Here is a 19767-nt window from a genome sequence, read left to right on the forward strand (position 1 = left end):
CAGAACACCCTCTTATTTGATAAGATAAGTAGCCACTACCGGATAATGATCTGATTCCTTATCCGCCCAATAACAAACATTGTACGCCTTCACAGTAAAAGCCTCGTTTGGCGCATAAATCAACCAGTCACATGCGTAAGCCGGACTTGGTACGGGTACTGTCCATGGGGCACCATCACTCAAACAATTTACGGTGAAATACTTTTTACAAGCAGCCATGGTAGCAGAACCACGGCGGGAATTCAAATCTCCCCCCAAGATAACAGGTTTATCCAAGTGCTCCACGCACGCAAGAATTTCATCAACCTGTTTCAGACGGGCAGCATCTTCGTATTTATGGTCCAGATGTGTCGTAGCGAAATAGAACTCCTTGCCTTCCTTCACAACTTTCACATAACCGAAAGAACGGACATAATCACCTTCTTTCAGTACACTCAACTTAAAACTCTTTTCCTCGGAAACCGGATATTTGGAAAGAATCACATTTCCGTAATCTCCGCCAGTCGGAATATCGAGCGCATGGGCAAAATAATAATATTTCATTCCCGTCAGTTCCGACAGTTTCTTCGGAGTATCCCAAGGGTTAATCTCCGTGTTTCTTTCTATTTCCTGGAGTGAAACGATATCCGGGTTCTCTTTCTTAATGACTTCGGCAATCTTATCAATTCCTTGTTTACGACCGCTATACGTGTTGTAAGTCATGGCTTTTACTGTGACCTCTTTCGGTTTTGTCACAGATTTCTGTGCTGTTGAGGGTTGTAACAAACAACACAATAGAAACAATAAAATGCATATTCTAAAATTCATATACGACCAATTAATAAGTGAATGTTATCTTGAAAAACAATCTTTCCTACCTGATACAAAATTAATCCTTTTCTATCTTACGAATCTTATGATTCCAATAATCTGAAATATACAATGCTCCGTCCGGACCGAACTGTACACCTTCCGGATGGTTGAATTGCGCTTTATCCAACGGGCCGTCTGTCGTACCGGAAGTGCCTGTACCGGTGTAGTTTGTCAACATACCGTCAGGGGTAATTTTCGCTATACGATGCTTTTTACGGACTGCTACATAAATATTTCCTTCTTCATCCAAATCCATCTGGCAAGGCTCTTCCAGTTTGGCTTCATTTCCCTGACCTTCTGCAAAACCTGCATTCTCATACTGCCCTACCCAGACATGGAGATTAGAAAATTCGCCTGTCGACATATCATAATCTCCTTTATAAATCACATCTTTTTCCTGTGAACTCATATACACAGTAGTTCCTGCCTTGTCAAAAAGGATACAGCGGATTTTCACTTTCGACGCATTTTTACCTGCTGCATCGGGAAGTTGCATGCCGGTTGCCACCATCGTATTCTGCTCCGGGTCATATTTGTAAATCATGGCATTTCCATGAGCCACGGAGAAAACCTCTCCCGTGACAGGATGCACACCTACATTAGTGACGCCATTCCCCAAAGAGGGAGTGATTGACCATATTGCAAACAGATTAGCAGCGTCATACTGATGCGTATCATTGCTCCATGGCATTGTTGCAATATGTGCATTGCCCGAAGCGTTGGCATCATTGGATAAGAATAAAGTATTGCCATCCAATGAGAAAGCGATATTCATCATTCTGAATACAGTTCCACCGGTTCCATCTCCGCGTAAGAAAGTAGCGACCTGATTGTTTTTCGCGATACGGATATCACGGTCGTCATCTTCCACGATATACAAAGCACCTTCCTTGTCGAAAGCAATAGAACCCGGTTTCCAAAGAACCGCTTCCATGAGAGCCCCCTCTTTCTTCTCCGTTTTTGCAGCAGGAACATAACTGCCGATATAAGTACTTACAATAGGAGACTGAGAATACTCAAACTCCGTTTTATATGTCAGTTCCTGCGCAGCTTCTCCCTGACCGAGATACACTTTCACCGGACCGGAGCCGGAACCCCTCTGCACATTGGCAGTAATAATATTCCCCAGCGCACCCGTCACTTCGGCATCCACCCCGTTGACTGTCACGCGGATATTATCCAAATCCGTACCAAAATGCGTACCATACAAAGTCAGACTTGTAGACTTCCCGCCGGCTGTCGGCGTGTACATAGTGATTTTGGGAGTAGCCTCTCCTTCTCCGATTTCAGGTGTCATATCCTGCCGGTTCTCATCCTCGCAAGCGGCAAAACCGACTGACGCAAACATCAGAGAATAGATAGAAAACCGTTTCAAATGATGTATCAATGTTTTCATGTTTCTGTCTTTTTTAGATTAATCGTTTATACTGAACGTAGCTACCACCGGAAAGTGGTCTGATTCTACATAAGCATCATAATACACATCATAGGCTTTCGGAGACATTCCTTCATCCGGAGTGTACAATACGAAATCAATCGCTTTCACCGGAACGGGCGTTCCCGTTGTCAGTCCATAGTTCCCGTTCAGGCAACCGATTTCAAAACGCTCATACAATATCTTCATCGGGCCGGAGTCGGCTAAAGCATTGAAATCGCCAGTCAATATCATCGGCTTATCCAAGCCCTTTGTCTTTTCGATAATCGTTGTAGTCTGGTTGATACGATTAGTTTCGTTGCCCACATGAGACAGGTGCGTCACTCCGAAATAGAAACCCTTTCCATCTTTTTCTGTTTTCACTACTCCCATCGAACGCGGGTAGACATCTTCCACTGTTTCTATTCTCGGCAAATCATAATTCACTTCATCACTTATCGGATATTTCGAAAGAATCAGGTTTCCATACTCGCCGCCGTCCACATCACGGGTTTTGACAAAGAAAGCATAAGGCATTCCGGTCACTTCTTTCATCAGGGCGATAATATCCGCTTTCTCCACCTTGTTAGTCTTCGTCTCAAACTCCTGCAAACCTGCCAAGTCCGGATTTATCTTTTTAATCACTTGGGCAATCGCTTCCATTCCCTTTTTCCCGGAATAAACTTTCTGCCCGCTATATATATTGTAAGACATGACTTTTACCAATACCCCGTCCTTTTCGTCCGGCGGGGTCACACCGTCATCGTCCGAACTGCAACCGGCAAACAAACCGCCCACCAACAGTATCAGTAATAAATAGAATTTATGTTTCATTGTTACCTTCTTTTTTATCGTTTATCTTATATCATTCACAATTACTTCCACTACCCGGCTGTAATTCACATACGGTTTGCTCTCTGCTGTCACCGTAGCCGCAACACGCACATACACCCTGTTCTTGTTGGAAACAATCTTATAATGATTCTCTATAAATTCAGTATCACTCATCAGGTCGATGACGTGCGTGCCACTGGCCTTTGTCCCCAGTGAAGAGAGGGTGGCATGATTTGCATTGTTCACGTCCACTCCCGGAGCATAATTCCATATAACGGAAACATCCGTCAGTTGCAATGTCTCGTTCGATGTTTTCGCATCATAGGTCAGTGTCAACTTATTATCTGCCGATACAGACACATCAAGGCTGATACGCGAGAACGGGATTGTGTACAAATCAACCTGCGTTTGTCCGTTTACGGTGACATATCCCTCACAGACCCCGACAAAAGGGCCATCCTTTGCCTGAATACGATAGCTGCCATTGAATACCTTCGTATGCTCAAACGTTCCATCCTGGCGGGCACGGAAATCGACAGAAGCGGTAGCCCCCGTATTCTGCTCGTACAAACTCATCATCACACCGCTACTTCCCGGCACAGGCATAGGAACCGGTTCATTCGTTTCCTTATCATAGATAGTGCCATACACGCCACCATTCGGCGCATCATAATTATCGATGTCATTTTCGCATGCCGCCATGAAACAGGCGAATAATGCAGTCAATCCTATGTTTATTATTTTATTCATATCGTTTCTTCTTTAAACTTACAATTGGACGTATCAATTACCGTAACCCGGATTCTGTACCATCAACGGATTCGTACTCAAGTCCTCGGCACGGAACACCGTATAGTAGTTCTTTTCAAGGAAAAGACGCTTTCTCTTTTCGGGCACACCGGTTTCAAAGGTGTACTTGCCACTCTTGACATTGTAATACGGACAGAGAGCCGTACCGCGGAAATTGGTCAGACCACCTTTGCTGACATCGAGATGAGCCAGGCGCCAACGTTTCAAATCCCAGTAACGGTGCTTTTCAAAAGCAAGTTCCACTTTCCGTTCATGGCGCACTTTATCCAGCGTCAGGTTACCCGCAGTCAATAGTTTGATGCCTGCCCTGCCGCGAATCTCATTGATATCTTTCAATGCCACGTCCAGGTGTTGATTCAATTCCATGCAAGCCTCTGCACGATTCAGATAGATTTCTGCCAGACGGAAAACCACCCAGGGAGTAGAAGAACGTTTTGCATCGATGTCCGTATAGTCCGTCAAGCTTTCATCCAGGAATTTACGCTGATAGAAACCCGTCTTGCTGGCGTCGCCTACACTTAACGAGCCACCGTCTTTTCCCGAAGTATTATAAGTCTGTCCGTCTATTACGACCTTGTTCTCCTTATCCGGTTGGGCGGAAGCTTCATACTTGGTTCCTATCCCATCCTGTCCGTTGATGACGCCGCGTATCCATTCGATTTTACCGCCGCCATATCCTTTATAATCAGCACCGGGCAGGTAAACCGAACCTAATAAGCGAGGGTCTTTATTCTTAAAGATATCATACGGGCTATCATAGCTGATAGCTTTTCCACCGCTGTCTTTCATCTTCAGCTTCCCTTCCGTACCGTCAATATATTCAAATTCCTCTACCATTTCCAGTACCGGTGACATGCCGCATCCCCAACCGTCGCCACGATAAGAGAAAGGAACATTCAGCTTATCCCACATATGCCCTTTACCGGCAGCTACATTATACTGTTTCTGGAAAATATATTCGCCGTTATCCCCATTCACTGCTTTGGAAAAGAGATTGTAAAAGTTTTGCGCCAGCTCTTCCGGTTCTGTACCGGTCGATTTATACAAGCTATACACACGGGGAACCATTTCATCCAGAATCTTCGATGAAGCAGTGTAACATTCGTCAAAGTAACGTTCCGCTTCTGTCTCCGGAATATAAACATATCCTTTGGAAACAGCTTCGCCTGTCAGAGTCAGTGTCTTGGAATACTTGGCGATAGTACCGGCATACAGGGCGGCACGCGACCACAAAGCAAGCACCGTTCCGCGATTTGCGCGGTATTTGGCATCACTGCTGCGTACTTCCGGCAATGATTCATAAATAGCCTTACATTCATTGATAATGAAATCATAGGTCGCAGCTTCCGTATCACGAGCCTGATAAAGAGCTTCCGTATTTCCGGCGGTATATTCCTGCGGGACAGTCTGCAAAGGAACACCCCCATAACGCTTCACCAGTCCGAAGTACTGCATAGCACGGATAAAACGGGCTTCTGCGCCGAGTTCTTCTTTCTCATCCTCACTCAATACGGAAGTTTTCTCAATATTCAGCAGGAAGTTATTTACAATACGGATTTGCTTATAGCGGGTCACCATGTCGTCATTGAATACATAGTCGCCATAAGAATAAGTAGAGTTCGACTTGTCGAATGCGCTCTCTTTCTGATAACTGGCGGTAGCCTCATCCGAAAGGCTGGTCTGATTCGCCAGGTTCGCTTTCTTGCTTCCATACCAGTCGTCGAACTCATCCAGTTTCAGCCCCGAGTCATACATATCCGCCAAAACGGCTGTGATTGCTTTCGGATTTTGCCAAATCAAATCCGGTGTATTGACACCACTGGTACTCTCACGGTTCAGGTAATCATCGCACCCCGTCCATACGAAGATGGATACCCCGCCTATCAATATATATTTCAGATAATTCCTATTCATTGTCTTTACTGGTTTTAGAAGGTTACATTTACGCCAAAGTTATACGTCTTCATCTGCGGGTAGTAGCGTATTCCGCTGGAATTGCTTTCGGGGTCGACGTTCTTCATCAGTCCGTCACGCTTGGTGAAAGTCAGCAGATTGTTGCAGTTGATATAGAAACGCACCCGGTCGATAGCCGCCTTTTTGGTCAAGGCTTTAGGAAGCGTGTATCCCAGTTCCAGGGTTTTCAGGCGCAGGTAACTTGCGTTGTGCAATGACCATGAGTTACTGGAACGGTTATCAGCGACACCTGCCACGCGTGCGGCAGGCATATATCCCGGAATCCATTTACTATAAGGGTCGGTCGGGTCTTCCCGATGCCAGCGGTCGGTCATGATGGCCAACCCATTACCCAAACCTTGCTGGATAAACGGGTCGAGAATATCCCCGCTGACATAAATATCGTGTCCGGCAGCTCCCTGGAAGAAGACAGTCAGGTCGAACCCTTTGTATTCTCCGGACATATTCAGCCCGTAGTACATACGAGGAGTGGCACCGTGTCCGAGTGGTTGCGTATCGTTATCATCGATAATACCGTCGCCATTGTAGTCTTCGAATTTCAAATCACCCGGCATCAGCGAACGGTTACCGTCCTTATCCTGAACCGGTGAGTTCAAAATCTCCTCGAAAGAAGTAAACTGCCCGATTACTTTCTTTCCCCAGCGGATATCCTTGTAACGCCCGTTGGTGTTATTACGCCAATCGTCATACATATTGGTGGAAGCCGCCCGCTCTACATAGTCATACTTAATCCGGGTAGTAGAAAAGTTGGCCGACACATTATAATTGAAATTGCCAATCCGGTTCTTATGCCCGACTACAATCTCGAATCCGGTGTTAATATCAGAATTCAAGTTCTCCTGCGGCATTGATTCTCCGAAGATAGTAGGCAATGAGCCTACACGGGTGGCAGGCAGACCGGAACGGTTTCTGCGGAACCAGTCGAACTCCACAGAAATCAGTCCCCTGTGATAAGACGCCTCAAAGCCGATGTTCATTATCTTCGATTCATACCAGGTCAGCCACGGATTTGCCATACCTACCGTAGTCATGCCCGAAGTCACTCCGTTGCTGCCCATGATATAGCTTCCGTGAGACGTATATCCATCCAGATACTGGAACGCATCGAAATCTCCTTCATCTCCCACTTTGGCGTACGAAGCACGGATTTTCAGATTATCCATATCGGGCAACAGTTTCTTGAAAAAAGCTTCTTCGGAAACACGCCATCCCAATGAAACACCCGGAAAGAATCCCCAACGATTACCTGCACGGAATTTATAGGTTCCGTCATAGCGGAAATTGAATTCCACCAGATAACGGTTAGAGAAATCATAGTTCAGACGTCCCACCAAGCCGGCATGAGCTGTTTCCTGTGTCTTACCGGAAGCTTCCTGGTTCGTCTTATCCCCATAGTCCAGGTCAGGAATCAGCCCGATAGCAAAGTCACGTGTCCCGGTCACCCAGTTCTTCTTGTCATTATACATTTCCCATACGAGCATGGCACCGATGTTATGCTTCCTGGCGAACGTATTGTTGTAGTTCATAGAGAACTGATAGGTCGGTTTGTCATAGTTTTCCAGTTTCGATTCCAAATGCGCGGTATTAACCACTTTCTCTATATACTCTTCATTCGCATAATCATACGTATATTCCGAGAGGTCTTTCCGCCACGTTTTCCATTCCTTGTTCGTATAGTCGTAGGCGACCAATGCTTTCGCCATCAGTCCTTTCACCCAGGGAAGTTGCCAGGTGATAGCCAACGAGCTGTTAAATTCGCGACGCAGGCGGTCTTCATAACCACTGTCGTCCGAATCGGAAACATGCACGGGGTTCGCCATATCTCCTACGGCTCCCCAATAATCCGGGTTGTCATTGGCATACATGGAGTAAGTCGGGATAGCCATTTGTGCCGAACGGAACAGGTTATCGCCATTGTAAGGCTTTTTGCGGTTGTCGAAGCGTCCGCTCAAACGCAGTTCCACGTTCAGTCCTTTAGCCACTTCCACGCTCAGGTTGGAACGGACGTTGTAACGTTGGTAATTCCAGTCGCCCGAACGGATGATACCGCCCTGGTCCATATATCCGATAGACATATAATATTTCACTTTCTCCGTACCGCCTGTCAGGCTCAAGTTGTGTGAAGTCTGGGGAGCGGTGCTACGCATCGTTTCATTCCACCAGTCCGTACCTGCCGTACCGTTCCGGTAGGCTTCCAGTTGTTCTTGTGAGTAAGCGGAAGCTCCGCGCCACGGGTTGGCATTGTGAATCGCTTCATTGTAAAGAGAAGCGTACTCATAAGCATTCATCATCTCCGGATAGCGGGTCACTTTCTGAAAGCCTACATAGCCGTTATATTCTATCTTTACCTTCTGTTCCGTCCCTTTCTTAGTAGTAACCAACAGAACACCGTTTGAACCTTTAAAACCGTAAACCGCTGCGGCGGCATCTTTCAGGATAGAGATGGACTCGATATCATTCGGGTCGAGCTGCGTATAATCACGTTCGATGCCGTCTACAATCACCAGCATGCTTCCATATCCGCGAATATCGACGGAAGCTCCATCATCACCGGGGCTACCGCTACGCTGTACGGCACGCAAACCCGGCAAACGTCCGGCGAGCATATTCGTCACACTGGGAGCTTTTACTTCCATCAACTTGTCCGAAGAGATGGCAGCTACCGAACCGGTCACGGAAGCCTTTTTCTGAATACCGTAACCTACCACCACTACTTCGTCCAGTGTCTCGGTATCTTCCTGCAAAGTTACTTTCAGTCCGGCTTGTCCATTCACCCGCACTTCTGCTGTTTTATATCCTATATAGGAAATCTGTAACACTCCATTAGCGGGAACCGGCAAGGTAAACTTACCGTCCACATCGGTAATCGTCCCCACACCGGCAGCACCTTTCAGTTGCACCGAAGCTCCGATAACCGGTTCTCCGCCGGCGTCAACAACCACACCTTTCACCGTGATATTCCGAACGACCTGTTCGATACCCGATACCGAAGGGCTTTCCGCATATGCCGTAAACGGCACGCACAGGAAAGTCCCTGCCATTAAAGCTGAAACAGTAGCTATCTTCAGCCGGTCGTTGAACGACTTTAAGACAACCGTGTTCATTTTACAAGCATGTTTCATAGATTAAATTAGTTATGTGTTTTAAGTTTCGAATCTATATTATCATCACATATCGCTACTGCAACCTGCGAATCGGCACAGCCATAATAGAGATATAATTTGTTTTTAAAGTAAGCCAATCCTTCGATAAACACCGTTCCGTCCTTGTACTGACCGCTCTTCTCGAAAGCGGCTTCGGGCACAAAGAAAGGTTTATCCAGGCGGTCGAGTACCTTATAAGGGTCGTTGGCGTCAAACAGGAACTGCCCTGCACAATAAGCGCCTGCGGGGTATGCCGAGTCCCTTTCTTCCTTGTATCCGTTCTTGCCATTGTATAATAACACAATACCGTTCACGGTTTTGATAGCCGGCGGCCCGCACTCAGTCAGGCGGCTGTCGAAATACCCGTTGCGGGGTTTGGCTATCTCCCTTAGTTCGTTGTTTTCGTTGAGTACCGGAGTCCAGTCGGTCAGATTATCGGAAGTTGCGGCACATACCGCATTCTCTCCCCAGTACATAAAGTATTTGCCGTCTACTTTCTCAATGACCAGCCTGCCATCTTTCACTCCGGTGACAATAGAAGCTGATTTGCTTGCTATATTAGCAAAACGCCCGTTGTATGCTTTCGCAAAAGCGAGTCCGTGCTTCGTCCAGTTTTTCAAGTCTCTGGAAGTAGCTACTGCCAAGCGGGGAAGATTGCGGTTCCAGGCTGTATAAAGCATAACGTACAATCCGTCTTCCGTCATTGCCACACGCGGGTCTTCGCAACCGCCTTCCCATTCTATTTCTTTAAAATCGTCTTCGGAAGGAAAGAGTACCGGTGCGTCCGCTTGGCTCATCGTCACTCCGTCCGTACTTTCCGCATAGCCGATGCGAGATGTTCTCTTTCCGATACCTTGCGCCGAGTTGTCTTCCGCGCGGTAGAGTACCACAATCTTCCCGTCTTTGACGGTTGCCGCCGGATTGAAAGTGTCACTCTCTTCCCATCTTACCGGCTGCTTGCGCATCGGGCATTGGAAAGTAGTCGGTTGCGGAGAAATCACCGGATTCACCCCTTCCGGGCGGACAAAAGGGCCGAGTATCCATTGTCCACTCTGTTCTTCGACAGCTACGGATGCCTGTTTTTGTCCGGAGCATCCGGCTAGTGTCATCATACTGATTAAATAGATTACAGATTTTAGTTTTATCATACGTCGTTTTTTTAGTTTTCCCGAATCGGTCGTTCATCGTTTTTCTGCCGGCAAAACTATCGTACCCCGCAAAAAATAGAGTGTACTATATTCTCAAAAGAGTATATAGGTGCTGTACAACATAATAATTCATCCGTTTGCAATGACAGCTTAATGGTTTTGAAATACTAGTGAACCGTTTGGTTCTGTTTGATGATGTTCTGAGCCAACGGATAGGCTATCAACTGTAAAGCTCCTACCAGTATCAATGCGTACTTCAATGCAAAATCCTGTGATATGGCAAAGGCAAGCACCATAAAAAGGATGAGCCCGAAAGCACGCCCCAAGAATAGTCCGAATTCGTGGCTTAAAATATAAGTGTATTCATTTCTTTTCTCGATTTTAACTACTGCGTCGATGGTTTGCATCATAATGGGATAGTAAGGCAAGTCAAACAAGGGCTGAAAGATTACCTTACAGAGGACAAAGATAATCACTCCGGTGGCTGAAAACAAGACCCCGTTGAACAGAGTACCGATAAAAAAGACGAGTAACCCGGCAATAAATATCTTCGGGCGGTCTTCGGGTTTGGCAATACGCCCCAGTACATAGACCAGTATAGCCGTCAGCGTACCGCTGATTCCCTGTATCAAGCCTAATGTCCCTTCATCACCAACCAGTTTCAGAACCAGGATGGCGGGAGCAGTCACCAGAAATCCCTGTACCATTCCTTTCAGGGAAGCCAGTAACAGCATTTTCTTCCACAGTATACAGAACCGGAAATACAAAAAATTCTTCTGTACCGGATTGGCAAACTTACCACGCCACAAGACAGCTACGGCAAACAGGGTCACTACTATGACTCCGACTGTGACCAAACGGTAGGCTCCATTTATATCAATCAGGCATCCCATGATTTCTTTGCCGTCTATCTGGCTGATGAATGCGCCAATCAATAAAGGGACAGTTATCGAAGTGATGGAGAAAAAGAAAGATTCCAGTCCGAAAAAGTAGTTCCGGCTACTGTCGGTCGTATTATTGAGAGTCAATAGATAGCGGTTGGTCCAAAAGAAACCCGATGCGGCTCCGAGGACAAAACCTGCTATGCCTAGTTCTACAAAGCCCAATGACTTCACCAGCATCATGGCAAACATCGACAGCCCGCTAACTAATATCCCGCCTGCATACAGTACTTTCACGCTGACATGCCGCAACAGGAAGCCGTTGACAAACGAGGTCGCAATGATGCCGATATACATAAAAAGCTGATAGAAAGCTACGGAAACAGGCTCGCTCGTGTGGCGCATCACATAAGCGCCTACAAATATCTCCACCACAGGAAGCACAAACGCATAGAGCAGGTTAGTCATCAACAGTACACGTACATTGGGAGTCTGCTGTTTGAAGAATTGATATTCTCTTTTCAATTTATTCATTCTATACCTTTATATATGTCATGACTTTAATGAACGAAGGATTTCCCCTATGGAGAACTCCGCTCCGCAGATTACTTCATCACTCGCACCATAGTAAACAGTCACCGTATCCCCTTCTACCAGATGCCCGTTCGTGAAGACCACATTCCCGAAGAATCCGGTTTGCTCGTAGGGAGCAGTCGGTTCCATTATAGGAGCTTTGCTTCGGGCGATTACCTTTGAGGGGTCGTTCAAGTCAAGCAGAAGGGCTCCCAGGCAATAGCGGTTCTGATAGTCTGCACCATGATAAATCTCCAGCCAGCCTTCCTCTGTACGGATAGGCGCGGCTCCTGCACCCACACGGGCACAATCCCAGCTATCGGAGCGAGTGGTCGCAACGCAACGGTGGTTGCCCCAGTGTAACCGGTCGGGTGATTCGGCAAGCCAGATATAGTTGCCACCCAGTTCGGGACTGCTCGGGCGATGCAAGGCGAAATATTTACCGTTTATCTTCTCTTCAAACAAGGCACAGTCTTTATTATGAGGAGGGAAAATCATGCCGTGACGAGTGTAATTCTTCCAATCATGGGTATGAATCAGCCCTACACCGACGGCAACGGAAGAGACTTCGGTAAACGTCAGGTAATAACCGTCGGCGGTAGTCGCCACCCGGCAGTCCTCGATGCCGAAAGCCTCTAATGTCCCTTTACCGAAAATAGGCGGATAATCCGGTTCTTCCTTAAAATGGATGCCGTCCTCGCTCGATACCAACCGGAGATAAGACATGGTAGTCAGATAATCCTGTCCCGCATATCCTATCACACGAGGGTCGGAAGCGTCCAGTTCCGGGTCATTCTCGTCGAAAGAAAGCACTTCTATCTTCCCTTCCTTATTATATACGGGGAAACTAATCACTCCCTGTTTCTGTACGGGGCGTTCGGCTACCCGCAGTAATAACCAGGTTTTTCCGTCGAAGCGGAATACGCCGGGATTCAGGAAACAGGTGATTTCCATACCTTCTATTCCCGGTTGTAAATCGGATGGTTTCAATAATGGGTTCTGATGAAATCGTTTTGCAATATCCATTTTCTAATCATTAAATAGGTGTTGTTTTTATTTCTCGTGGCAAAGCTACCCCACACGGCGACGGGAAGAGTGTACTATATTCTCAAAAGGGTATACAGGTGTTGTACAGCATATTTTTATCTTTGTTTTCTTATTTTTCCTCTCTATCTTTGCGACATGATTCTACGAAAACACTCCTATTTCCGCTGCATCTGCATCCTTATTTGTTCATGCCTGATGCCTGCTTTATTACATTCGCAAAATGTAGTAAAACAGATTTCCAATGCGGACGGATTATCCAATAATTCGGTGAATTGCTTCCTCGAAGATTCGGAGCATACGCTCTGGGTAGGGACATGGGACGGATTGAATGCTTATAACGGACGTAGCTTCAAAACCTATTCTTATAATAAAAAGGATGCAGGGTCTATCAGCAATAATGTCATCTGGCAGATTATCGAGCAAAGCGACTCTATCCTGTGGGTATCTACGGACTATGGGGTAAACCGGTGGAAACGCTCTACACAACAGTTTACTCCTTATTATCTAGGTACACAGAATAATCCGCCGAAACAGGAGAAGTCATTTCTGCTGGGTATCACTTCCGGCAAGCATATTATCTGTTACGTGAAAGAGCAGGGTCTATTCTGTTTCGATGACCGGAAACAGGAGTTTGTATCCTTGAAGAATGACCTTCCCGATGACATCAGGAACTTCGTCATTGATTCCAAAGACCGGATATTCTTTCTCACAGAACATGGACAATTATTGCATTATCAACTGACTGTCCGTAACTCCTGTCCCGAACTCTCGTTCAAAGAAGAAATCAGGCACTCTGCTCCCGTTTCCAATATTTATCTTTCCCAGGACTGCCTCATCATTAACGATGACCGGACACTGACTGTTTCACAAGATAACCGTATATTGGACAGTATAAATATTCCTGAGAACAAAACCGTTTCACAAGCTGTCTGCCACGGTGAATATCTCCTTATCAGCTTTATCGAGGGAGGATGCATCAGGTATAATCTTGAAAATGGAACTTCAACGGAATTACTCCAATTACCGGAGAAAGCTTCCATTTTCACTATTTATATCGGCTCACAGAATATCCTTTGGGTAGGCACGGACGGACAAGGGATATTGGAAGTCTATGAACATAGTTCGCCTTTCCATACCGTAAAAACAGATTATCCTGTGCGTTGTTTCTGTGAGGAAGACAATGGTAATATACTCGTTGGAACAAAAGGAGAAGGTATCCTGCTACTCAACAAGCAGGAACGGAAAGTCATCCCCTATCTTTCAACGGGCAACGGGCTAATCTCCAACTCCGTTTATACTATCCGCAAAAATATGTCCGGGGATATATTCATCGGAACCGAAGGGGCGGGTATCAATTATATTCCACTCAATAGCAACCAGGTGAAGAAACTGGGTATTCCTGCTGAATTTCCAGCTTTCAGGGCAGTGTACAGTATCCTGTTTACCCATAACGATTCACTTTTATGGTTGGGGACTTCCGGCTACGGACTTATCAAGCTGAGCCTGCAAAGGGAAGGAAAAAGTTATAGAGTAACGGACATGAAACAATATAAATCTCCCGGCCCTTCTTCGCCAAGTAATAATATTATTTATTCGGTTATCGCCGGATACGATGAGAATGAACTTTGGCTAGGCACGCGAGGGGGGGGAATTAATAAGTTCGACATCGAGTCCGAACGTTTCCGGCAGATGAATGAAATAGACCCCGGTTTGTCTCTGACTAACAATGACGTGATTTATCTGACTAAAGGAGATTCTGCCAGTATCTGGATAGGTACCAGTTATGGTCTTAACCGATTGTTCCCGACAGCCACACCGCCTTCTATCATCGAATATACGGATAATAACGGATTGCCCAATAATACGATTCACGGCATCCTGAAAGATGAGAACGGGAATATTTGGGCAAGCACCAATCAAGGCATTTCCTTTATCGACTTGCCCTCGGGAAAAATCACCAATTATTCTTCAAGAAACGGGCTGCAAAACGACGAATTCTCCGACGGAGCTATTTTTAAGGACAAAGCCGGGTGGTTGTATTTCGGCGGAGTCAGCGGGTTGAACTATTTCGACGAAAATAAGATACGCTTACGGGAACATATCGCATCATTAAGCCTGAACAGCCTGAAGATAAACAATACAAGCCAGAATATCTACGAACGTATCCGTAATCATACGCTCCGGCTGGACTACGACGAGCCTTATGTCACCTTGGGATTTGCCGCACATGATTTTATCAACAATGAGAATTGTGAGTTCAGCTACCGCATTATCGACTTTGCCGACGAATGGATTTACAACGAGAATAACCCAAATATTGTTATCACCAAACTACCACCGGGAAAATATAAACTGGAAGTAAAATGCACCAATGGCGACCGAGTATGGAGTAGTCAAACCTATTCCCTCAATTTGGACGTTGCTTACCCCTGGTGGCTCAGTACCACTGCTTTTATTATTTATTTTATCCTGATTGCCGTTGCTATCTATATCACGCAATCCGTCATCAAGAATAGAATCCGGCTGAACCGTCAGATTCTACTGGAACATATCGAGAAACAGAATCAGCAACGTATCCATGAATCGAAGTTGAACTTCTTCACGAATGTGGCACATGAATTTTTCACTCCGTTGACACTGATTTACGGCCCGGCACAGCACTTGTTGGAAAAGGCGGACCTCGACAGTTATACAAAAAGATATATCTACATCATCAAGAACAATGCCGACCGGATGCAGAAGCTTATCAACGAACTGATGGAGTTCCGAAAAGCAGAAGCGGGACATACAGCTATCTATGCGGAAAAAGTGGATATTCAGTTGCTCGTCGATTATGTATCGGACAACTATACCGAAATAGCTGAAGAAAACAAGATAGACTTCAGTTTCAAAAGCAAAGAGGTATCATCCTTTACAACAGACCGGAATGCACTGGAAAAAATAATATTCAATTTGCTTTCCAACGCTTTCAAATATACGCCGTCCGGTGGATATATCCGTGCTGAAATACGGGAGAATGTTACTGACGGGACATTGCATTTCCACATACGTAACTCGGGCAAGGGACTGACTGAGAAACAAATGAGTGAGATATTCAGCCGGTTCAAGATTTTTGAGAGCAGTAACCTGAAACATGCGGGAAGCACCGGAGTCGGCCTGAATCTGACCAAGAGCTTGACGGAGTTATTGGGCGGAGAAATCACCGTAGGAAGTGTATTGGGAGAGTATGTAGAATTCAATGTGTCTCTACCGTCCATGCACGTGAATTCCGGAAAAGAAAGTCAACCGGCAGAAGAAGAGGCAGAAGCCGGTGAAATGCTTTTTGTCCCAAAACAAAAGGAAATTAGTATATTGATTGTAGAAGATGAAAAGAATATCCGCGAACTTCTGAAAGATATCCTGCTTCCTTACTACCAGGTTCGGGAAGCCGCCGATGGAGAAGAGGCGCTGAAAGAGGTCGAGCAGAAACAGCCGGATATTATTATCAGCGATGTATTGATGCCCAGGCTGGACGGCATCACTCTGACGGATATATTGAAAGCCAACGAGCGGACTGCCCACATTCCGATTATCCATATCTCCGCCAAGAACTCCATCGAAGACCAGATTAACGCTTACAAACATGGAACAGACTTATATATCCCCAAACCTTTCCATCCGAGGCATGTATTGAGCGCGGTAGAGAATATGATTAATAAATACTCTCTGATGAAAGAGTATTTCAAATCCAGCCGTTCCTCTCTCATCGTAAGGGATGGAATCACCATGCATAAAGAGGATGAGCTGTTACTGGACAAGATTATCAAATTCATCGAAGATAATATTGACGACGAATCCATGAATCCGGATTCTCTCGCAGACTTTATAGGAGTAAGCAAAGCGGGATTGTACCGTAAACTCAAAGAATTGACGGAAAAGACACCAAGCGAATTTGTCCGTACCATCCGCCTGGAATATGCAGCAGGCCTATTAAAGACTACCAAGCTTACCGTTACCGAGATTATGTATAAATCGGGTTTCTCAAACAAGTCTTATTTCTACCGGGAGTTTGCCAAGTTATACAACACTTCTCCCAAAGAATACAGGAGCGGACAGACAGAAGAAAAGGATACTTAATAACCATCTAACAATAAAGAAACAATGAGAAAACTTTTTATTGTATTGGCGCTCTGCGGTGTGTCAATACTGAACGCGCAACAACTGAATGTTGCTTCTTACAATGTACGAAACAGTAATCCGAACGATGCCAAAGCCGGAAACGGCTGGGAACAGCGTTGCCCGGTACTCACCCGGTTAATCACTTTCCATGACTTCGATATATTCGGAGCGCAGGAAGTGAAACATAACCAACTGGAAGATATGTTGAATGCCTTGCCGCAATACAGCTATATAGGCGTAGGACGGGATGACGGTAAAACGAAAGGGGAATATGCGCCTATCTTCTACCGGAAAGATAAATTCAAGCTACTCAAATCTGGAAACTTTTGGTTATCGGAAGATACTACGAAGCCGAATAAAGGATGGGATGCAGCCTATACCCGCATCTGTACATGGGGAGAATTCAAGGATATTACAGGTAAGTTCAGATTCTGGTTCTTTAACCTGCACATGGACCATATCGGAGTAGTGGCACGTCGCGAAAGTGCCAAGCTGGTTATCAGCAAAATCAAAGAGATGTGCAGTAAAGACCCCGTCATACTCACCGGAGATTTCAATGTAGACCAGACCAGCGAAAGCTATCAAGTACTTCACGAATCCGGAATATTATCAGACTCTTATGAGGTCGCGCAACTGAGCTATGCAACTAATGGAACATGTGCAGGATGGAATCCGAACACATATACTCCCAACCGTATCGACCATATCTTCGTTACTAAAAACTTTATTGTTGAAAAGTACGGAGTGCTGACAGATACTTACCGGATTAAGAATGAAGTTACCGGAAAGTATGAGGCCCACATCCCTTCAGACCATTTTCCCGTGAAGGCAGTATTGAAATATACCAAGTGAGCAAACTGAATTCGAAATGATAATATAAGCCTGTTAATGTTCTATTTTTAATATTCTACAAGGAAATAGCCGGTTAAAAAGTAACGAACCGGAAAATAAACTGCATAAATAAATGCATGAGCATACAAAAAACAGCCTAATATTGCATAAAACCAAACAGGATATGCATCTTTCTCTATTCGGAAACTGTTCATTGCTTTAAAACCAACGAAGTGTTCCTCGGTGTGCATCGACTTGTTCCTCACCGGGGAAGCTATCGTTTCCCGGTGAGGAAGATAAAAATGGGCTATTAAGAAGTATTTATTCTCTAGTTTATCATAACATATCGGAAAGGAAAAAACAATAAAATGATTAGTTATTCGGATATTTACTATCCGAATAACTAAAATAATCGATAATCTGTCATACTTCGAATAAAATATTCTCAAAACAGCAGAAATAGAGAATCACGTAATTACAAATGCTTGGTATCTTCCTGCTTTTCCTTACCAAACTGCAATTTACGTCCTTCTCCGATGATTAAATATTCCGTTTTTAAGAATCATCGTTTTTTCAGTAACCGAACTATTTAACAAAAAAGTGCCGGTAACCTTTTACCTTATCCCATCCTCCACGGGTAAAATCGGGAACAGCTACCGGAGCCGAACCGTTTTCTATGGAAATGCGTGTGAGTTCCGCCATGCAACACCATTCTGCTAAGTCATAAACATCCATGTCCAGCGGCAGGCCATTCCGCAGACAGTATACGAGCCGATAATCCATGATATAATCCATTCCACCATGTCCGCCTACCTTTTTAGCTCTCTCTTCCAGTTCTTTATGAATAGGATGTTTATATTTATCCATCAAAACTTTCTTTACTTCTTTTGCGACTGCCTGATGTGTATTTAGATTTTCATGATTAGGAATATCCTCAGAATTAACTTGAGAAGGTCTTAAACAATACTCCTCAATCGGATACTTGCTGGCATATCCATCCGTCCCTACCACCTGATACATCCGACTATAAGGACGGGGAGTCATCACGTTATGCTGAATCAAAATCGTTTTACCGTTCTCCGTACGGATAAAGGTAGATGTCTGGTCTCCGTTCTGAAAGTCTTCAATCTCCTTGCCCGTTTGCTTTTTGATATATGCCGGACCACTTACAGCTTTTGTATCCATCGAAACCAAGGTTTTCATGCGATCTCCCCGATGGATATTAAGTATCTGGCATACAGGGCCTATGCCATGAGTAGCATATATATCTCCCCGATGTTTTCGGTTGTAATCCATACGCCAATTATTCCAATAGCGTCGCCATATATTTTCCAAATTATGAATATAAGCCCCTTCTACATGTAAAACTTCACCAAATACACCTTGCTGTGCCATATTGAGAGTAGTTAATTCAAAAAAGTCGTATATGCAATTTTCTAATTGCATACAGTGTTTACGAGTTCTTTCTGAAGTATTAACGAGTTTCCATATTTCATCCAAAGTCATTGCAGCAGGAACCTCGATAGCCACATGTTTTCCATGCTCCATTGCATATACACCCATTTCGGCATGATGTTCCCAATCTGTTGCTATATAAATAAGGTCGATATCTTTGCGTTTGCATAATTTTTTCCATGCATCTTCCGAACCGGCATAAGATACCGCTGCCGGCAGACCGGCTTTTCTCAGAACTTTTTGTGATTTCTCTACACGTTCGGGAAGAAGATCGCACAAGGCAATAATTTGTATCCCCGGAATGTGTGTCCAGCGCGCTATTGCACTGGAACCACGCATACCCAATCCGATGAAACCCACACGTACCGTATCAATTTTGGGGGCGGTAAGTTGAATCACATCCAGTTGCCCTGCCGGACGAACAGGTATTTCTGTTTGAATAGGCAACCGGACAACTTTGCTTTTTTGTGCATAACCGTCTATACTTGTCAACAAAAATAAGCCGACAATGATAATCAATAATAGGTTCTTCGTCAAATTTGGTGGTAATCTCTTTTTTATTTCAACGGTCTTCTTCTTTCTTAATCCTATAAAAAGTTGTAGATATGTTTGCTTTTTAGTAACTTTAAAGACACCACATCATTAAG

At 45.0% G+C, this 19767-nt stretch carries 12 protein-coding genes; 2 read left to right on the plus strand and 10 right to left on the minus strand.

The features are described 5' to 3' along the window. Positions 1 to 12 precede the first annotated feature (12 nt). The 9 genes from RDN93_RS03170 to RDN93_RS03210 form a co-directional block, all read right to left on the minus strand. The gene (locus RDN93_RS03170) at positions 13 to 735 is read right to left on the minus strand and encodes an endonuclease/exonuclease/phosphatase family protein (RefSeq protein ID WP_308744205.1); all 723 of its coding nucleotides are present in this window, start codon (positions 733 to 735) and stop codon (positions 13 to 15) included. Positions 736 to 868: 133 nt separating this feature from the next. Continuing rightward, positions 869 to 2248 (minus strand): SMP-30/gluconolactonase/LRE family protein, encoded by a 1380-nt coding sequence (locus RDN93_RS03175; RefSeq protein ID WP_308744206.1) that lies wholly within the window; start codon positions 2246 to 2248, stop codon positions 869 to 871. A gap of 18 nt (positions 2249 to 2266) precedes the next feature. Next, on the minus strand, positions 2267 to 3100 hold the full coding sequence (locus RDN93_RS03180) for an endonuclease/exonuclease/phosphatase family protein (protein ID WP_308744207.1): 834 nt from the start codon (positions 3098 to 3100) through the stop codon (positions 2267 to 2269). A gap of 21 nt (positions 3101 to 3121) precedes the next feature. Continuing rightward, positions 3122 to 3850 carry a DUF3823 domain-containing protein gene (locus tag RDN93_RS03185; protein ID WP_308744208.1) on the minus strand — a complete coding sequence of 243 codons (729 nt, stop codon included), beginning with the start codon at positions 3848 to 3850 and terminating at the stop codon, positions 3122 to 3124. Positions 3851 to 3883: 33 nt separating this feature from the next. Beyond that, entirely contained in the window at positions 3884 to 5824 is a 1941-nt protein-coding gene (locus RDN93_RS03190; RefSeq protein ID WP_212134031.1) for a RagB/SusD family nutrient uptake outer membrane protein, read from the minus strand. 14 nt (positions 5825 to 5838) lie between these two features. Then, positions 5839 to 9006 (minus strand): TonB-dependent receptor, encoded by a 3168-nt coding sequence (locus tag RDN93_RS03195; protein ID WP_308744209.1) that lies wholly within the window; start codon positions 9004 to 9006, stop codon positions 5839 to 5841. Positions 9007 to 9014: 8 nt separating this feature from the next. Next, positions 9015 to 10175: a glycoside hydrolase family 130 protein gene (locus tag RDN93_RS03200; RefSeq protein ID WP_308744210.1), complete on the minus strand. Its 1161-nt coding sequence runs from the start codon at positions 10173 to 10175 to the stop codon at positions 9015 to 9017. Between the two features lie 167 nt (positions 10176 to 10342). After that, positions 10343 to 11590 carry an MFS transporter gene (locus RDN93_RS03205; protein WP_308744211.1) on the minus strand — a complete coding sequence of 416 codons (1248 nt, stop codon included), beginning with the start codon at positions 11588 to 11590 and terminating at the stop codon, positions 10343 to 10345. Between the two features lie 18 nt (positions 11591 to 11608). Then, positions 11609 to 12655, minus strand: coding sequence for a glycoside hydrolase family 130 protein (locus tag RDN93_RS03210; protein WP_308744212.1), 1047 nt, complete (start codon positions 12653 to 12655; stop codon positions 11609 to 11611). Positions 12656 to 12811: 156 nt separating this feature from the next. Here RDN93_RS03210 and RDN93_RS03215 point away from each other — a divergent pair, with 156 nt between their 5' ends. Beyond that, positions 12812 to 16792 (plus strand): two-component regulator propeller domain-containing protein, encoded by a 3981-nt coding sequence (locus tag RDN93_RS03215; RefSeq protein ID WP_308744213.1) that lies wholly within the window; start codon positions 12812 to 12814, stop codon positions 16790 to 16792. 24 nt (positions 16793 to 16816) lie between these two features. After that, the gene (locus RDN93_RS03220; protein WP_308744214.1) at positions 16817 to 17686 is read left to right on the plus strand and encodes an endonuclease/exonuclease/phosphatase family protein; all 870 of its coding nucleotides are present in this window, start codon (positions 16817 to 16819) and stop codon (positions 17684 to 17686) included. 564 nt (positions 17687 to 18250) lie between these two features. On the opposite strand, the gene RDN93_RS03225 is transcribed toward RDN93_RS03220, so the two are convergent. Further along, a complete protein-coding gene (locus RDN93_RS03225) occupies positions 18251 to 19657 on the minus strand; it encodes a Gfo/Idh/MocA family protein (RefSeq protein ID WP_374047360.1) in 1407 nt (468 codons plus the stop codon). Between the last annotated feature and the right edge of the window lie 110 nt (positions 19658 to 19767).

It is taken from the genome of uncultured Bacteroides sp. (assembly GCF_902491285.1).
Taxonomy (GTDB): Bacteria; Bacteroidota; Bacteroidia; order Bacteroidales; family Bacteroidaceae; genus Bacteroides.

What these genes read in the sequence shown, in the direction of transcription:
- RDN93_RS03175 (WP_308744206.1), bottom strand. Translation starts at nt 2,248, where the DNA reads ATGAAAACATTGATACATCATTTGAAACGGTTTTCTATCTATTCTCTG.
- RDN93_RS03180 (WP_308744207.1), bottom strand. Translation starts at nt 3,100, where the DNA reads ATGAAACATAAATTCTATTTATTACTGATACTGTTGGTGGGCGGTTTG.
- RDN93_RS03185 (WP_308744208.1), bottom strand. Translation starts at nt 3,850, where the DNA reads ATGAATAAAATAATAAACATAGGATTGACTGCATTATTCGCCTGTTTC.
- RDN93_RS03190 (WP_212134031.1), bottom strand. Translation starts at nt 5,824, where the DNA reads ATGAATAGGAATTATCTGAAATATATATTGATAGGCGGGGTATCCATC.
- RDN93_RS03195 (WP_308744209.1), bottom strand. Translation starts at nt 9,006, where the DNA reads ATGAAACATGCTTGTAAAATGAACACGGTTGTCTTAAAGTCGTTCAAC.
- RDN93_RS03200 (WP_308744210.1), bottom strand. Translation starts at nt 10,175, where the DNA reads ATGATAAAACTAAAATCTGTAATCTATTTAATCAGTATGATGACACTA.
- RDN93_RS03205 (WP_308744211.1), bottom strand. Translation starts at nt 11,590, where the DNA reads ATGAATAAATTGAAAAGAGAATATCAATTCTTCAAACAGCAGACTCCC.
- RDN93_RS03210 (WP_308744212.1), bottom strand. Translation starts at nt 12,655, where the DNA reads ATGGATATTGCAAAACGATTTCATCAGAACCCATTATTGAAACCATCC.
- RDN93_RS03215 (WP_308744213.1), top strand. Translation starts at nt 12,812, where the DNA reads ATGATTCTACGAAAACACTCCTATTTCCGCTGCATCTGCATCCTTATT.
- RDN93_RS03220 (WP_308744214.1), top strand. Translation starts at nt 16,817, where the DNA reads ATGAGAAAACTTTTTATTGTATTGGCGCTCTGCGGTGTGTCAATACTG.